A 14,610-nucleotide genomic window follows, 5' to 3' on the forward strand; every position below is an offset into this window, starting at 1 on the left:
TTCGGCGGTGGGGCGGCCCCCCGACCTGCCCCACCACCGAAAGCCGCCCCCAGCGGTCACTGGCCGAACAACGAGGAGAACTGCTGCTTCATCTGGTCGACGGCCGCGGCGGGCGTCGACTGGCCGCTGATGACTCCGCCGGTCGTGGTCACCATGGTGTCCCACATCCCGTTGGGCAGGTACACCCGGTCGAAGTACGGCTGCAGCGTGTAGGTGTTCGGCTTCACGAGTGTGTCGTAGCTGTCCTGCAGGATGCCGAGATCGGCGGTCGCGTCGGTCAGCCCGGGGATCGCCCCCAGCGCCTTGGCGAGCTTGCTGATGTTGTCGGGCTGGGCGAGGCAGTCGATGTAGGCCAGCGCCTGCTTCTTGTGCGGGCTCTTGTTCCACACGCCGTAGGCCGTGCCCTCCCCGCCGACGAAGTACGGGTCGCCCACGAAGGACGGGATCGGGATGAAGCCGAGCTTCGCGTCCGGGCTCTGCTCGAGCGCCGTGCTCACCAGCGAGTTCTGCACGAAGACGAACCCCACGTCTCCGCTGCCGAGCCCCCGCCCGATCTCGTCCATCGTGATGGACGAGAAGTCGGGGTTGAAGTCCCCGGCCTTCGCCCACTCCTGCACCTCGTCGAGCATGGTCGTGTACCCGCCCTCGACGAAGGTCCCCTTCGTGAACTTCTCCAGGTCGGCGGCGCTGAACGCGCCGGACGACATGAAGTCGGCGACGTTGCCGGCCATCCACGAATCCTTCGACGACGACGAGAGCGGCGTGACGCCGGCATCCTTCAGCGTGGCCAGTGCCTTGGTGAACGCATCCCACGTCGTGAGCGTAGACGGATCGACGCCCGCCTTGCTCAGCGTGTCCTTGTTGTACAGGATGCCCGCCACGTCGGTGGTGATCGGCAGAGCGAAGAACTGGCCGTCCTTGCTCTGCATGGCCGGTGCAAGCGCCGTGTTGAATTTGTCGGCCCAGGACTGCTTGTCCAACGGCTCCAGGAACGGGCTGTAGCGCAGCAGCGACCAGCCGTGCGTCGACCAGATGTCGGGAAGGTCGCCCGAGGCCATGCGGGTCTTCATGTCGGCCTCGTACGTGTTCGTCATCGGAACGAGGTCGATAGCGGTGTCGGCCGGCGTGCAGGTCTTGGTGATGTCCTGCAGCACGGTGAGGGTCGGATCGGCCGAGCCGAGGCCGGTCTGCATCTCGAGTTTCGCCGTGCCGCCCGTGCCGCCGCCGCCACCGGAACACCCGGTCAGCACGATGCCGACGGCGGCCATACCCGCCACGACACCGCACGCCATCGTCCTTCTCCGTGCGCTCATCTGCTCACTTCCCTGTGATCCCGACCAGCCCTCGAGGTGTGTGGCAAGGAATCTACCCGCGTAACTGAACATATTCAAGTGACGACGCGGATTCGCCCTTCAGTGTCACTGAAATGACGGTATCGCGGGCGCGCCGACGCGGCCGCACCTTGACGCGGGTAGATGACTGCTGGATGCTGGAGCGGGCAGGACGAACCGTTCGGAGAGGAGCGCGCATGCCGTTCACGATCGGCATCGTCGGCGCCGGCCAGTTCGCGGACACGTTCGCGCCGCTGCTGACACACCATCCGCTGATCGGCGCGGTCTGGGTCACGGATGTCGTCCCCGAGCGCGCGGACCGGCTGGCGGCGCGGTACGGCCTGTCCGGCACGTTCGACTCGTTCGACCAGATGCTGGCCGACCCTCGCGTGGATGCCGTCGCGATCTTCACCCAGCGGTGGACGCACGGGGCTCTCGCGGTGCAGGCCCTGCGGGCCGGCAAGCACGTCTACTCGACGGTGCCGATGGGCATCAGCGTCGACGAGATCGGCGCCATCATCGACGCGGTCACCGCCAGCGGCCTGGTCTACATGATGGGCGAGACCAGCTTCTACAACCCGGCGACGGTGCTGGCCCGCGATCGGAACGAAGCCGGCGCGTTCGGCCGGCTGTTCTACGCCGAAGGCGACTACCTGCACGACATGGATCTCGGGTTCTATGACGCGTACCGGTTCAGCGGGGGCGAGGACTGGCGGCGCACGGCGAGCTATCCGCCGCTGCTGTATCCCACACACTCGATCGGCGGCATCCTCGGCGCGTGGGACACGCATGTGACCAAGGCGATCGGGATCGGCGTGCGCGACACCCGCGGTGACGGCGTCTTCGACCGGTCGGTGAGCATGTTCGACAACGACATCTCCAACGCCACGGCCCTGTTCGAGGTCGCCGGCGGCGGCTCGTTCCGGACGAACGAGTTCCGTCGGGTCGGCTACCCGTCGCACATCCGCGAGTCGCGCTTCCGCTATTTCGGCACGGAGGCGAGCTTCGAGGAGGTCGCCACCGCCGCCTTCTGGTACACCCGGGAAGGGGCCGAGGACGTGTCGCGGCTGGTGGAGACCTCCGCCACGCTGGACGTCGACGATCCGTCGCTGGCCCACATCGCGCCGGATCTGCGCCCCAGTTTCGTGTCCGGCTACGCCCCGGTGCATCACCGGGAGCGCATCCCGGCGGCGGTCGCGGCGCTGCCGAACGGGCACGAGGGCAGCCACCACTTCCTCGTCGACGACTTCGCCGTCGCGGTCGACGCCGGCGGGATGCCGCCGGTGAACGCGTGGCGGGCGGCTCGCTTCACGGTGCCGGGTATCATCGCCCACGAGTCCGTCCGACGGGACGGCGAGCGGTTGGATGTCCCCGATTTCGGCGACGTCCCGGGATCATGACATCGGACGAGGGGCTCTGGGGAGTCGGATGGTGATGGACGGCCGAAGAAGGACCGTCACGCGAGCGGACGTCGCGCGGCTGGCGGGAGTGAGCACGGCGGTGGTCAGCTACGTGCTGTCCGGCTCGGACCGACCGGTCTCGGATCAGGCGCGAGAGCGCGTGCGGTCCGCGGCCGACGCCCTCGGGTACCGGCCGAATGCGGCCGCACGCGCTCTCAGCCGCGGCCGGTCGACGATGATCGGGTTCATCGTGCCCGATCAGCGCAACCCGTTCTTCGCCGAGATGGTGGCCGCGCTGGACGGCGCCGCGCACACGCACGACTTGATGGTGCTGACCTTGAACGCGCGGGAGCGCCGCTCTGCGGACGGCGACGAGATCGCCGGGCTGACCTCACAGCAGCTGGAGGGCATCGTCAGCGCCGACACCCTCACCACGCAGGAGCTCAGCATCATCGAGCGCAACCGCATCCCGCTGGTGTACCTGAACCAGTTCAGCGCCCGGTCGGGGCACCCCACGTTCAGCACCGACTACCTCGAGGGCGCGCGGATGGCCGTCGAGCACCTCCTCGGGCTCGGCCACCGGTCGATCGCGTTCGTCGGCGAGGAGTCGACGCTGGATCCCCGCGAAGCGGGCTGGCGGCGGGCGCTGTCGGATGCCGGCATCCCGGCCGGTCCGGCCTTCCGCAGCGGATACACGCCGCAGAGCGGGTTCGATGCAGGGCTGAAGGTCGCGGAGCGCCGAGACGAGATCACGGCCGTGTTCGCGGCATCCGATCAGGTGGCCATGGGCCTGATGGCCGCGCTGCACTCGCGCGGCGTCGACATCCCCGGCCAGATGTCGGTCGTGGGCTTCGACGGCACGGCAGAGGGCGCTTTCACCTGGCCCGCCCTCACCTCGGTGTCGCAGCAGGTGACCGAGATGGCGAGGGATGCCGTGGCTCTGCTCGTCTCCGGGGACACCACGCCGATGGCCCGGAACTACCCCGCCGTGCTGCTGCTGCGCGACTCGACGGCACCGCCGCCGGCCCGGTGATCCGGGCGGGCGGGCGTCACTCCAGCAGGCCGGTCTCGCGGGCGACCGCCAGCACGCGCGAGCGACTGTCGGCACCGAGTTTCGTGAAGATGTGGGCGAGATGGGTCTTCACCGTCGCCTCCGTCACGAACAGCTCGCGGGCGATCTCGCGGTTCGAGGCGCCGCGGTCCAGCAGCCGCAGCACATCGCGTTCGCGATCGGTCAGGCGCACCCGCGGGGCGCGCATCGCGGTGACGAGCCGCCGGCTCAGCTCCGTGGTCAGCACCAGGCGCCCTGCGGCGGCGTCACGCACCGCCGCCACGATCGTCGCGGGCTCGACATCCTTGAGCAGGTAGCCGACGGCTCCGGCCTCGATCGCACCGACCACCTCGGCGTCGCGATCGAATGTCGTGAGCATGAGGACGGCGGGCGGATGCGGCAGCCCGCGCAGCGCCACGGTCGTCGCGATCCCGTCCATCCCTTCGCCCAGGCGCAGGTCGCACAGCACCACGTCGGGGCGCAGGTGCCGCGCCAGGGCCACGGCCTCGTCGCCGGAGCCGGCCTCGCCGACCACTTCGACGTCGCTCTGCCCGGTCAGCAGCGCCCGCACCCCGGTGCGCACGATCGGGTGATCGTCGACGAGGATCAACCGCACCCGGTCCGCGCCCCGGTCCGACCCGGTCACGGACGCGCCTCGGCCAGCCGCGGCAGATGCGCCGACAGCGCGGTGCCCTCCCCGGGGGTGCTCTCCACGTCCAGCCCGCCGCCGAGTTCGCGCAGCCGGGTCCGCATCGCCCGCATCCCATAGCCGCCGTCGCCGGCGCGCGCGGCGCGGGCGTTCCACCGCTGCGCGTCGAAGCCGGTGCCGTCGTCGGCCACATCCAGCCGGACGGTGTCCCCGGCATCCGCCAGCGTCACCACCACCCGGCGCGCGTCGGCGTGCGAGCGCACATTGGCCAGCGCGGACTGGGTGACCCGCAGCAGGGCGACCTCGGTGGCCGGTGCCAGCGCGGGGAAGCCGGCATCCACGTGCAGCTCGGTGCGGATGCCGGTCTCGTCCTGCAGCCGGTCCAGCATGCGCGCCAGGGCGTCGCCGAGCGCCGTGCCGTCCAGTTCGGCCGGCATGAGCGCGTTCACGATCCGTCGGGTGTCGGCCAGTCCGTCGCGGGCCAGCTCGTCGATCTGCCGCAGGGCACGGGATGCCTCGGCCCCCGTCCCCCGCTCGGCGCCGTCCAGGGCGCCGCGCGCCAGCATCCCGATCGAGGTCATGCTCTGCGCGACGGTGTCGTGGATGTCGCGCGAGAGCCGGGTGCGCTCGGCGTGCACGCCGGACTCGCGCTGCGTGCGCGCCAGCTCGTCCTGCAGCGCGGCGGTCTCGTCCTGTGCGGCCACCAGCGACGCGATCAGCAGCCGGCGCTCGCGGCCGTCCCGGACGAGTTCGAGGTAGCCGCGCGCAATGCCCAGGGCGAACAGGCCGCCCACCACCGGCCCGATCACGTTGGCCGACGACGTGCTGCCGGTGTGGGCGACGGGCGCGACCAGCACGACGACCAGCACGATCAGGCTGTACGGGATCGCCCACCGCATCCGCAGCGCGAAGCCGGCCAGCAGCCACAGCGAGAACGCCAGCCAGACGAACTCGGCGCTGACGGCGACCGCGCCCACCCAGATCAGGGCCAGTCCCAGGAGCCACCACGCGGCCAGCGGCCGGTCGGCGGTGCGGGTGCTCAGCACGAGGCCGGCGGCGTACCAGCCCGCGAACGCGACGGCGACCGCCGCGGTCAGCGCGATCGGCACGCCGTCGGCGGCGGCCCGGACGGCGCCCGCGATCAGCAGCGTCGCCGTGATCAGCGCCTGGCCGAGCCGGATCGACCCGACCAGCCCCGCCCAGGACCGCGGCGCCGGCGCGCTATCGCGCGGCGACCGAGACGGGATGGGTGTCGACATCCTTCGATTCTCCCCCGTCACCGGCCGATTCGTCGACGCCGTCGGCGGACGGGCCGGCGGAGGGGCGGATGCGGCTCGGCCACCACATCCGGTCGCCGAGCACGGCGAACAGCGCGGGCACGATCAGCGTGCGCACGACGAACGTGTCGACGATCACCCCGACCCCGACGATCAGTCCGATCTGGCCGAGCGTGACCAGCGGCAGCACCCCGAGGGCGGCGAACACCGCCGCCAGCACCAGGCCGGCGCTGGTGATCACCCCACCCGTCGAGGCGACCGCGTGCACGATCCCGGCGCGCGTGCCCCGCCGCCGCGCCTCGCCGCGCGCGCGGTGCACGAGGAAGATCGTGTAGTCGATTCCGAGCGCCACCAGGAACAGGAACCCGAGCAGCGGCACCTGCAGATCCAGCGCCTCCCAGCCGAACAGCACCCGGCCGAGCCAGGCGCCGGCGCCGATCGCGGCCACCGCGCTGAGCGCGTTCACGCACAGCAGCAGCACCGGGGCCACGAGGGCGCGCAGCAGGCCGATCAGCACGACCAGGCTGATGCCGAGGATGAGCGGCGTGATCAGGACGAAATCGCGCAGGTTGCCGGCGCGCGCATCCAGGTCGGTGGCCACCGGCCCGCCCACGAGGGCATCGGCGCCGGGGACGGCGCGGGCGGCATCGCGCACGGTCTGCACCAGCTCGAGGCTCTCCGGGGTGCCCGGCGCGGGCTCGCCGGTGACGACCAGGCGGGTCTGCGCGTCATCGGCGCTGGTGCCGGATGCCGTGACCCGCACGACGCCGGGAACATCCGCGATCGCGTCGGTGACGGCATCCGCCGCCGCCGTGTCGGCGATCACGATCATCGGCTGCGCCAGGCCCGGATCGAAGTGCGCGCCGAGCACCGTGAGACCGGCGGCCGACTCGGACGGCACGCGGAACTTCTCCACCTGGGTGAGCCCGACGGTGGTGCCGAACAGGCCGGCGGCCATCACACCCAGCAGCAGCGCTCCGCCCACGAGGGGCAGCCACGGCCGGCGCACCACACGCTCGGCCACACCACGCCAGGCCCGACCGTATTCGCGCGGCCGGTCGGGACGCGGCACGAACGGCCAGAACACCCCGCGCCCGCACACCGCCAGCAGCGGCGGCAGCAGGAACAGCACCGCGACCAGGGCGATCAGCAGGCCGACGGCGGATGCCACCCCCAGGCCCCGGGTGCCGGGGATCACCGCGAGCACCAGGGTGGCCAGGGACAGCACCACGGTCAGGTTCGACGCGACGATCGCGCCCGCCGTGCCCCGCCATGCCCGGGCGAGCGCACGCCGGTGGTCGGTGTCGACGGCGAGCTGCTCGCGATAGCGCGACACCAGCAGCAGCGCGTAGTTCGTGCCGGCACCGAACACGAGCACGCTGACGATGCCGGTGTCGAACTGCAGCTGCAGGGCGTTGCCGACCGCCACGGTGGCGCTGCCGGCGAGCTCATCGGCGAGGGCGACGACCACCAGCGGGATCATCCAGAGCACCGGCGAGCGATAGGTCAGGATCAGCAGCAGCGCGACGATCACGATCGTCACCAGCAGCAGGGTGAAGTCGGCGCCGTCGAACGCGGCCGCGACGTCCACGCCGAACGCGGGACCGCCGGTCACCTGCACTGCCACGCCCGAGATCGGGTGCGCGGCGACGGCATCGCGCACCGTGGTCACGGCCGCCTTCGCGTCGCCGTCGGCACCGACATCCACGGTCGCCTGGATCACCGCGGCCCGGCCGTCGTCGCTGGGGAACGGCCCGAGCGGGGCGATCCCGGTGGCGGTGCCGACCGGATCGATCAGGGTGCCGAGAGCCGCGGTGTCGCCGGCGGTCAGCTGGGCGCCGTCGTCGCGGCTCGCCACGATCAGCAGGGTCTGGCGCTCGGCACCGGGAAACCGGTCGGCGGCCGTGGCGGCCCGTGCAGATTCGGACTGCGGCGGGGCGGCCTCGTTGCCCGCGTCGAGATCGGCGCGGCCGAGCGCGCCCATTGCCAGCACCAGCAGCACGGCGGCGACGGCCAGCGACCACCACGCACCACGGCGGGAGGTCAGGACGGAGGGGATCGAACGCAGAACACGCAGCATGGTCCCCAGTCCAGCCGTCGCCGGCGCCGGGCACGTCGGGAAGATGGCCGATCCTTCTCTCATCCGAACGGATGAGGTGACGGCCCCCTCGCCCGGGCCCGACCGGGGAATCCCGAATAGACTGACCGGGGAAGCGGAGGTCACGGTGCCGATCACGGGGGCGATGCTGGATGTCGCGGCACGACATCCCGAACGCCTCGCCATCGTCGGACCGGACGGTCGCCTCACCTACGCCGAGCTCGTCGCCGACTCGCGCCGCATGTTCGCGGCCGTCGATCAGTTGCACGCGGCACAGACCCGGCCGCCGACGCCGGCTCGCGAGACCAGCGGCATCCCGATCACCGCGATCAGCGTCACCTCGGCGTTCCACACCGCCCGCATCGTGGCCGGCCTGGCCGGGTTCCGCGCCGTCTCGGCGACCATCGACCCGCGCTGGCCGCTCACCCATCGCGTCGCGGTGGTCCTGGCCACCGGCATCGGCGTGGTCATCAGCGACCAGGCCGACCTCGCCGAGGCGCTGCACGCGCGAGGCTGGGGCGGTGCGATCCTCACCCTCGCCGAGTTCATGCAGGTCGAGGCATCCGTCCCGACGGGGGCGGGGTCGAGCCCCGAGCCGGGCGTGCGGGATGGCGACGAGCCGTTCCTGCTGCTGTTCTCGTCGGGCACCACCAGCAACCCGAAGGCGTTCCTGAAGACCCGCCGGCAGTACCGCGCGAACGTCGCGGTCTCGGCGGCGCATCTCGAACCGCTGCCCGGGGTGGCGACTCTCGCACCGGGACCCGTCTCGTACAGCCTGACCCTGTATGCGCTGATCGAGTGCCTGGCCACCGGCGGCAGCGCACACGTCGCGGATGCGTTCGATCCGGTCGCGCTCGGTCGCCGCATCCGCGACGAGCAGATCACCCGGGTCGTCGCGGTGCCCGCCGTCGTGCAGGCGCTCACCGACGTGGCCCGGCGCCGACGCCACGACATCACCGGGCTCGAGGTGGTGGTCACCGGCGGTGCGAACCTGCCGGCATCCCTCCGCGCGGGGCTGCGCGCCGTGCTTCCCGCGGTGCGGCTGATCAGCTACTACGGCGCCGCCGAGATCGGCTTCATCGGCGACAGCCGCGACGGCGACGGCACGTTCATCTCGGTCTACGAGGGGATCGGCGCACAGGTGCGCGACGATGCCGGCGCCCCGGTGCCCGACGGCGAACTCGGCACGGTCTGGATCCGCGCTGACGCATGCTCGGACGGGTATATCTCGGCGACGACCACCGAGCCGCTCAAGGACCCCAGCGGGTGGGCCACCGTGCACGACCAGGGGCGGCTCGTCGACGGCCGCCTGCAGCTGGTCGGCCGGGCCGGAGACATCACGATCACCGGCGGACACAAGGTCGCCCTCACCGAGGTCGAGCGGGCATTCGACGGGATGCCGGGGCTCGGCGCCGTCTGCGCGGTGGCGCTCGCGGACCGCGGCCTGGGAAGCGTGGTCGCGCTGGTGGTCGAGGGCGACGGGCCCGGCAAGGACGAGCTGATCGCCTGGGCGCGGGAGCGACTCGCGCCGCAGTTCGTCCCGCGCCGCTGGTATCGCATCGAGGCCCTACCCCGGACGGTGGGCGGCAAGATCCGCCGCCCTGCCACCACCGAGCTGGTGGACGACGGACTGGCGGCGCGGCTGTGAGCGCGGGCGGGGCGCTGGCCGCGGGCGGGGCGCTCGCCGCGGGCGGGGTTCCGATCGCGGGCGTGGCGCTGGCCGCGCGCGGGGTGCTGGCCGCGGGCGGGGTTCCGATCGCGGGCGTGGCGCTGGCCGCGGGCGGGGTGCTGGCCGCGCGCGGGGTTCTGGCCGCGGGCGGGGCCCTGGCCGCGGCATCCACTGCCCCCGCCTCCCTCGCCTTCGACGCTGGGCGCCGCCGGCCCTCGGCCCAGCCGAGGAGATCTGCCGAAGCGAGGATGATCCGGCCCGATTTCGCCCGCGCCCGGGCATATCTCCTCGGCTCGGCCGAGGATGACGGGGGAGCGGACGGATGAGGCAGGTCGTCGTCACCGGGATGGGCGCGGTCACCCCCAGCGGTCTGGACGTGCCCGCGTTGTGGGATGCCGTGGCCACCGGCCGCAGCGCGATCACGGTGCTCGACGAGCCCGAGTTCGCCGGACTCGCCGTCCGGATCGGCGGGCGGGTGCGCGGGTTCGAGACCGCGCCGGGCCCCGCACCGGGCCCCGCATCAGGTCCCGCACCGGACCCCGCACCAGGTCCCGCACCAGGTCCCGCACCAGGTCCCGCACCGGACCCCGCACCAGGTCCCGCACCGGGTCCCGCACCGGGTCCCGCACTGGGCCATGCGCTGGCCCGGCGGCTCAGCCCGGTGCAGCACTGGGCGATCGCCGCGGCCGACCAGGCGCTGGCGCAGGCGGCGGCATTCCCGCTGACCGCCGAGCTGCCGTGGGATCCGCTGCAGGTCGCGGTTATCGCCGCCACCGGCTCGGGACCGGTCGACGCGATGCAGCAGGCCACCCGGGCGTACGACGAGCGCGGCCCGCGCGCCGTGCCGCTCAGCCTGTCCATGCACGGCGCACCGGATGCCGCGGCCGCCCTGCTCACCCAGCGCTACGGCATCCGCGGCCCGGCGCAAGGCGTGTCCGCGACCTGTGCGAGCGGCGCGGTCGGGCTGGGCGAGGGGCTGCGGCGCATCCGTCACGGCTACGCCGACGCCGTGCTGGTGGTCGGCATGGAGGACTGCCTGAACCCGGTGAACCTGTCGTCGAACGCGAATATGCGTGCACTGGCATCCGGGTACGAGGACGACCCCACCGCCGCGTCCCGTCCGTTCGATGCGGGACGCCGCGGGTTCGTCATGGCCCAGGGCGCCGCGGCGATCCTGCTCGAGTCCGAGCACTCGGCCCACGCCCGCGGGGCGGCCGTCCTCGCCCGGCTCGCCGGATTCGGGGCGGCCAGCGACGCGCACCATCCGACGGCGCCGCATCCCGACGGCCGGGGCGGGGCCGATGCCATCAGGCAGGCCCTGGCCGATGCCGGCCTCGGCGCCACCGAGATCGCACACATCAACGCGCACGGCACCGGCACCCCCGCTGGCGATGCGGCCGAGCTGAACGCCCTGGCCGCCGCCCTCGGCGGGCGGGCCCGCAGCATCCCCATCAGCGCCACCAAATCGAGCACGGGTCACCTGCTCGGGGCGTCCGGCGTGGTGGAGGCGATCATCGCGGTGCAGACGCTGCGAGACGAGGTCCTGCCACCGACGCTCAACCTCGACGACCCTGCATTCCCGGACTGGAATGTTGTGGCGGCGCCACGCCGCGAACGTATCGACACCGTCCTGTCGACATCCTTCGGGTTCGGCGGACACAACGGGGCGATCGTGATCGCCCGCGGATGAGGAGAGCCCGATGGACCGAGAAGCCCGCCACGCCCAGCTCGCCGAGCAGTACCTGCCCGATGCACTGCTCGAGCGATTCCGCGAGCGCGCCGCGGTGTACGACCGAGAGAACCGCTTCTTCGACGAGGACCTGACCGAGCTGCGCGAGCGCGGATACCTGCGGCTGTTCGTGCCGGTCGAGTTCGGCGGCCCGGGGCTGGGCCTTTCCGAGGTGTCGCGTCTGCAGCAGCGGCTCGCCGGTGCGGCGCCGGCCACGGCGCTCGCGGTCAACATGCACCTGATGTGCACCGGCGTGGTCAAGGCGATGGTCGATCGGGGCGACCGCTCGCTGACCTGGGTGTTCGACGACGTGATGGCCGACGAGATCTTCGCCTTCGGGATCAGCGAGCCCAGCAACGACTGGGTGCTGCAGGGGTCGAACACGGTGGCCGCGCCGACCGGCGAAGGCGGGTACCGCCTGACCGGGGTGAAGATCTTCACGTCGCTGTCGCCGGTGTGGACCCGGCTGATCGTGCACGGGCTGGACACGACCGGCGACCCGATGCTCGTGTACGGATTCATCGAGCGGGATGCCGGGGGCATCACGATCTCGGACGATTGGGATGTGCTCGGCATGCGCGCCTCGCAGAGTCGCGCGACCATCCTCAAGGACGTTCCGATGCGCGCCGACCGGGTCGCCCGCCGGATCGCGCCCGGCCGGGTGCCGGACCTGCTGACCTTCGCGATCACGAGCAACTTCCAGCTGCTGATCGGCGCGGTCTACGCCGGTGTCGCGCGACGCGCCCTCGACCTGGGCGCCGCGGGCCTGAAGCATCGGAAGTCGGCGAAGGCCGGAGCATCCCTCTCCGAGATCCCCGAATCACGCGCCCGGCTCGCCGACGCGCTGATGGATTACATGGCCGTTCCCGCGCAACTGGACGCCTACGCTCGCGATTTCGACGACCTCGTCGATCACGGCACCGGCTGGCCGCTGCGCCTGGTCTCGGCCCGGATCAACGCGTCCAACGCGGCGCGGCGAGCCGCCGAGGTGGCCCTGACCTGCGCCGGCGGCAGCGGATTCGGCAACGGGAACGAGGTGAGCCGCCTCTACCGCGATGCCGCGGCCGGGCTGTTCCATCCGCCGAGCGCCGACGCCGCACGGCCGATGTACGCGGCGGCACTGCTCGACGACGACTGAGTCGCCGCGACCCTCAGCGGGCGAGCGTGAACGGCGGCCGCGGTCCCTCGATGCGGGCGACCGCGATCTTCACCTCGACGAGTTCGGCTTCGACGCGGGCGAACCGCTCGTCCATCTTGTCGAACCGGGCGTCCATCTTGTCGAACCGGGCGTCCAAGCGGAGCGTCTGGCGATGCAGCATCCCCGCGATCACGCCCACGAATCCGACCGCCGCGACGAAGACGGCGACGACCACGCCGATCACGTCCGGTGTCACGATCATGCCTCCATTGTGCCTCGGCCGTTCACCTTCGGCGGAGGACATCGAACACCACGCGCAGCGTGAGCACGCCCGACACGAGCACCAGCAGGTAGCCGAACACCTGGAACAGGCTCAGGGTCGGCGTGATCTCGGGCCCGCCGCCGCTGGTGAGGAGCATCGCGGCCATCACGCCGAACACGCCGGCGAGGAATGTGATCGCGGCGAGGTTGATGAACTCGCGCAGCAGCGCCCGGTCGCGGCGGTCCGCGAGGAGGCGCACGTTGAGGTTGAGCCGCCCGGCGGCCAGCTGTCCGCTGATGTCGTCGATCCGCCGCGGCAGGCGCCGCGCGATCGGGAGCGCGCCGAGCAGCTCATCCCCCACCGCACGCGCCAGCGCGTCCGGCTTCCGTCCCGCGACGAGGCGCTCCTGCGCGTAGGCCGCGGCGGCGGGGACCAGCTCGAAGTCCGGGACCAGCACGCGGGCGCTGCCCTCCACGGTCGCGATCGCACGGAAGGCCGCCGTCAGCTCCGGCGGCACCGCCAGTCCGTGCGCGCCGAGGATGCCGATGACCTCGGTGAAGGCCGAGGCGTCCAGCACCGATCCGGCCCCGAGGTACCGCGACATGAACTCGCCGATCTGACGGCGCAGCATGAACTCGTCCAGGTCGTCCGGCAGCTCGACGAATGTGATCAGGGTGTCGGCGAACGCACGCGCATCGCCGCGCGAGAACGCCAGCAGCACGTCGGTGATCTGCCGCCGCACCTCCGAGTCCAGTCGGCCGACCGACCCGAAGTCCAGCAGCGCGAGATCGTCGTCATCGGTGATCATCACGTTGCCCGGGTGCAGATCGGCGTGGAACACCCCGGCATCCATGATCTGTTCCAGCGTGCCCTGGAACAGTCGTACCGCCAGCGCCCGGCGCTGCGCCTCCGGGATGCGGTCGGCGGCACCGCCCTCGCTCAGGGTCGTGCCGCTCAGGTACTCCATCACGAGCACGTCGCGCGAGCTGAGCGCGGCGATGAAATGGGGGATGCGCAGCCGCTTCCCTTTCGGGCGCTGTTCCTGCACCGCTTCCATCGCGGCGATGTTGGATGCCTCGACCCGATAGTCGAGTTCGTCGCGCAGGCTCGCGGCCAGGCTGTCGGCGAGCTCGTCGAGTCCGAACCGGCGCGCCCATCCGGTCGACTGCGCGAGCCGCCGCGACAGCCGCAGCGCGATGTCGATGTCGCGTTCGACCAGCGGCACGATGCCGGGTCGCTGCACCTTGACCGCCACCCGCTGCCCCGACGGAAGCGTCGCCTCGTGCACCTGCCCGATGGATGCCGCGGCCACGGCCTCCTCGCGGAAGTCGGCGAACACCTCCGAGACCGGCCGGCCCAGCGACGCCCCCAGCGTCGGCGCGATCTGCGCCCAGGGTGCCGGCGGCACGCGCTGCTGCAGTCGGCCGAGCGCCTCGGTGAACTCGACCGGCAGCACGTCGGTGCGGGTCGACAGCAGCTGGCCGATCTTCACGAACGCGCCGCCGGCGTCCTCCAGCGCGGCGGTGAGCGCGACGGCCTGGCGGCGCCGCTCGGCTGCGCCGGCGTTGGTCGGCTCGGTGTTGATCTTGAACGGCAGCAGCCGGTGATGCGACGCGATCCGCAGCAGCTCGGCATAGCGCCGGGTGCGCTCCCGGCTACGGCGCATCGCCGCGGCCCACTGATCCGGCCGCGGCAGCGTGCCCTGGGGCACGGCCACCTCGGCGAGCACGAGGAACGCGATCGCCACGAACAGGATGATCCCGAACTGGACCGGGATCAGCGCCGGCGTGTAGGCGCCCCACACGAACTGCGACTCGAAGCCGACCTCGGCGGCGAGCCCCAGGATGCCGGCGATGACGACGCGGACGATGCTCACGCGGATGCCGAGCACCCGCCGGGCGAACGCGCCGATCACGACCATGGCCACGACGGTGGCGATCACGATGACCGCGACATCCAGCACAATCGTCAAGGCGCTCACCGCTGGTTCCTTCCGCCGGGGCCGG

Annotated in this window: 12 protein-coding genes; 6 read left to right on the forward strand and 6 right to left on the reverse strand. The window is 72.1% G+C overall.

What is annotated here, in order from left to right; translation table 11 throughout:
* Positions 1 to 56: 56 nt before the first annotated feature.
* On the reverse strand, positions 57 to 1,313 hold the full coding sequence (locus tag AC0L6F_RS10695; protein WP_473537890.1) for an ABC transporter substrate-binding protein: 1,257 nt from the start codon (positions 1,311 to 1,313) through the stop codon (positions 57 to 59).
* 215 nt (positions 1,314 to 1,528) lie between these two features.
* On the opposite strand from AC0L6F_RS10695, the gene AC0L6F_RS10700 reads away from it, so the two are divergent.
* Both AC0L6F_RS10700 and AC0L6F_RS10705 read left to right on the forward strand, forming a co-directional pair.
* Positions 1,529 to 2,731, forward strand: a complete 1,203-nt coding sequence (locus AC0L6F_RS10700; RefSeq protein ID WP_473537891.1) for a Gfo/Idh/MocA family protein — start codon at positions 1,529 to 1,531, stop codon at positions 2,729 to 2,731.
* A gap of 28 nt (positions 2,732 to 2,759) precedes the next feature.
* Entirely contained in the window at positions 2,760 to 3,764 is a 1,005-nt protein-coding gene (locus AC0L6F_RS10705; RefSeq protein WP_473537892.1) for a LacI family DNA-binding transcriptional regulator, read from the forward strand.
* Positions 3,765 to 3,780: 16 nt separating this feature from the next.
* Here AC0L6F_RS10705 and AC0L6F_RS10710 read toward each other — a convergent pair whose 3' ends face one another.
* The 3 genes from AC0L6F_RS10710 to AC0L6F_RS10720 are packed head-to-tail and all read right to left on the reverse strand — an operon-like array spanning position 3,781 to position 7,788.
* Positions 3,781 to 4,428: a response regulator gene (locus AC0L6F_RS10710; RefSeq protein ID WP_473537893.1), complete on the reverse strand. Its 648-nt coding sequence runs from the start codon at positions 4,426 to 4,428 to the stop codon at positions 3,781 to 3,783.
* Positions 4,425 to 5,690 carry a sensor histidine kinase gene (locus tag AC0L6F_RS10715; RefSeq protein WP_259610794.1) on the reverse strand — a complete coding sequence of 422 codons (1,266 nt, stop codon included), beginning with the start codon at positions 5,688 to 5,690 and terminating at the stop codon, positions 4,425 to 4,427. The genes AC0L6F_RS10710 and AC0L6F_RS10715 overlap by 4 nt, the downstream gene beginning before the upstream one ends.
* A complete protein-coding gene (locus AC0L6F_RS10720; protein WP_473537894.1) occupies positions 5,653 to 7,788 on the reverse strand; it encodes an MMPL family transporter in 2,136 nt (711 codons plus the stop codon). Before AC0L6F_RS10720 ends, AC0L6F_RS10715 begins: the two co-directional genes overlap by 38 nt.
* A gap of 145 nt (positions 7,789 to 7,933) precedes the next feature.
* Here AC0L6F_RS10720 and AC0L6F_RS10725 point away from each other — a divergent pair, with 145 nt between their 5' ends.
* The 4 genes from AC0L6F_RS10725 to AC0L6F_RS10740 are packed head-to-tail and all read left to right on the forward strand — an operon-like array spanning position 7,934 to position 12,342.
* Positions 7,934 to 9,454 (forward strand): class I adenylate-forming enzyme family protein, encoded by a 1,521-nt coding sequence (locus tag AC0L6F_RS10725; protein WP_473537895.1) that lies wholly within the window; start codon positions 7,934 to 7,936, stop codon positions 9,452 to 9,454.
* Positions 9,451 to 9,801 (forward strand): hypothetical protein, encoded by a 351-nt coding sequence (locus AC0L6F_RS10730; protein WP_473537896.1) that lies wholly within the window; start codon positions 9,451 to 9,453, stop codon positions 9,799 to 9,801. Before AC0L6F_RS10725 ends, AC0L6F_RS10730 begins: the two co-directional genes overlap by 4 nt.
* On the forward strand, positions 9,798 to 11,165 hold the full coding sequence (locus AC0L6F_RS10735; RefSeq protein WP_473537897.1) for a beta-ketoacyl-[acyl-carrier-protein] synthase family protein: 1,368 nt from the start codon (positions 9,798 to 9,800) through the stop codon (positions 11,163 to 11,165). Before AC0L6F_RS10730 ends, AC0L6F_RS10735 begins: the two co-directional genes overlap by 4 nt.
* A 10-nt stretch (positions 11,166 to 11,175) precedes the next feature.
* A complete protein-coding gene (locus tag AC0L6F_RS10740) occupies positions 11,176 to 12,342 on the forward strand; it encodes an acyl-CoA dehydrogenase family protein (protein WP_473537898.1) in 1,167 nt (388 codons plus the stop codon).
* Between the two features lie 13 nt (positions 12,343 to 12,355).
* On the opposite strand, the gene AC0L6F_RS10745 is transcribed toward AC0L6F_RS10740, so the two are convergent.
* Positions 12,356 to 12,604, reverse strand: coding sequence for a hypothetical protein (locus AC0L6F_RS10745; protein WP_473537899.1), 249 nt, complete (start codon positions 12,602 to 12,604; stop codon positions 12,356 to 12,358).
* A gap of 22 nt (positions 12,605 to 12,626) precedes the next feature.
* Positions 12,627 to 14,585 (reverse strand): ABC1 kinase family protein, encoded by a 1,959-nt coding sequence (locus AC0L6F_RS10750; RefSeq protein WP_473537900.1) that lies wholly within the window; start codon positions 14,583 to 14,585, stop codon positions 12,627 to 12,629.
* Between the last annotated feature and the right edge of the window lie 25 nt (positions 14,586 to 14,610).

It is taken from the genome of Microbacterium sp. G2-16M, from assembly GCF_055809115.1.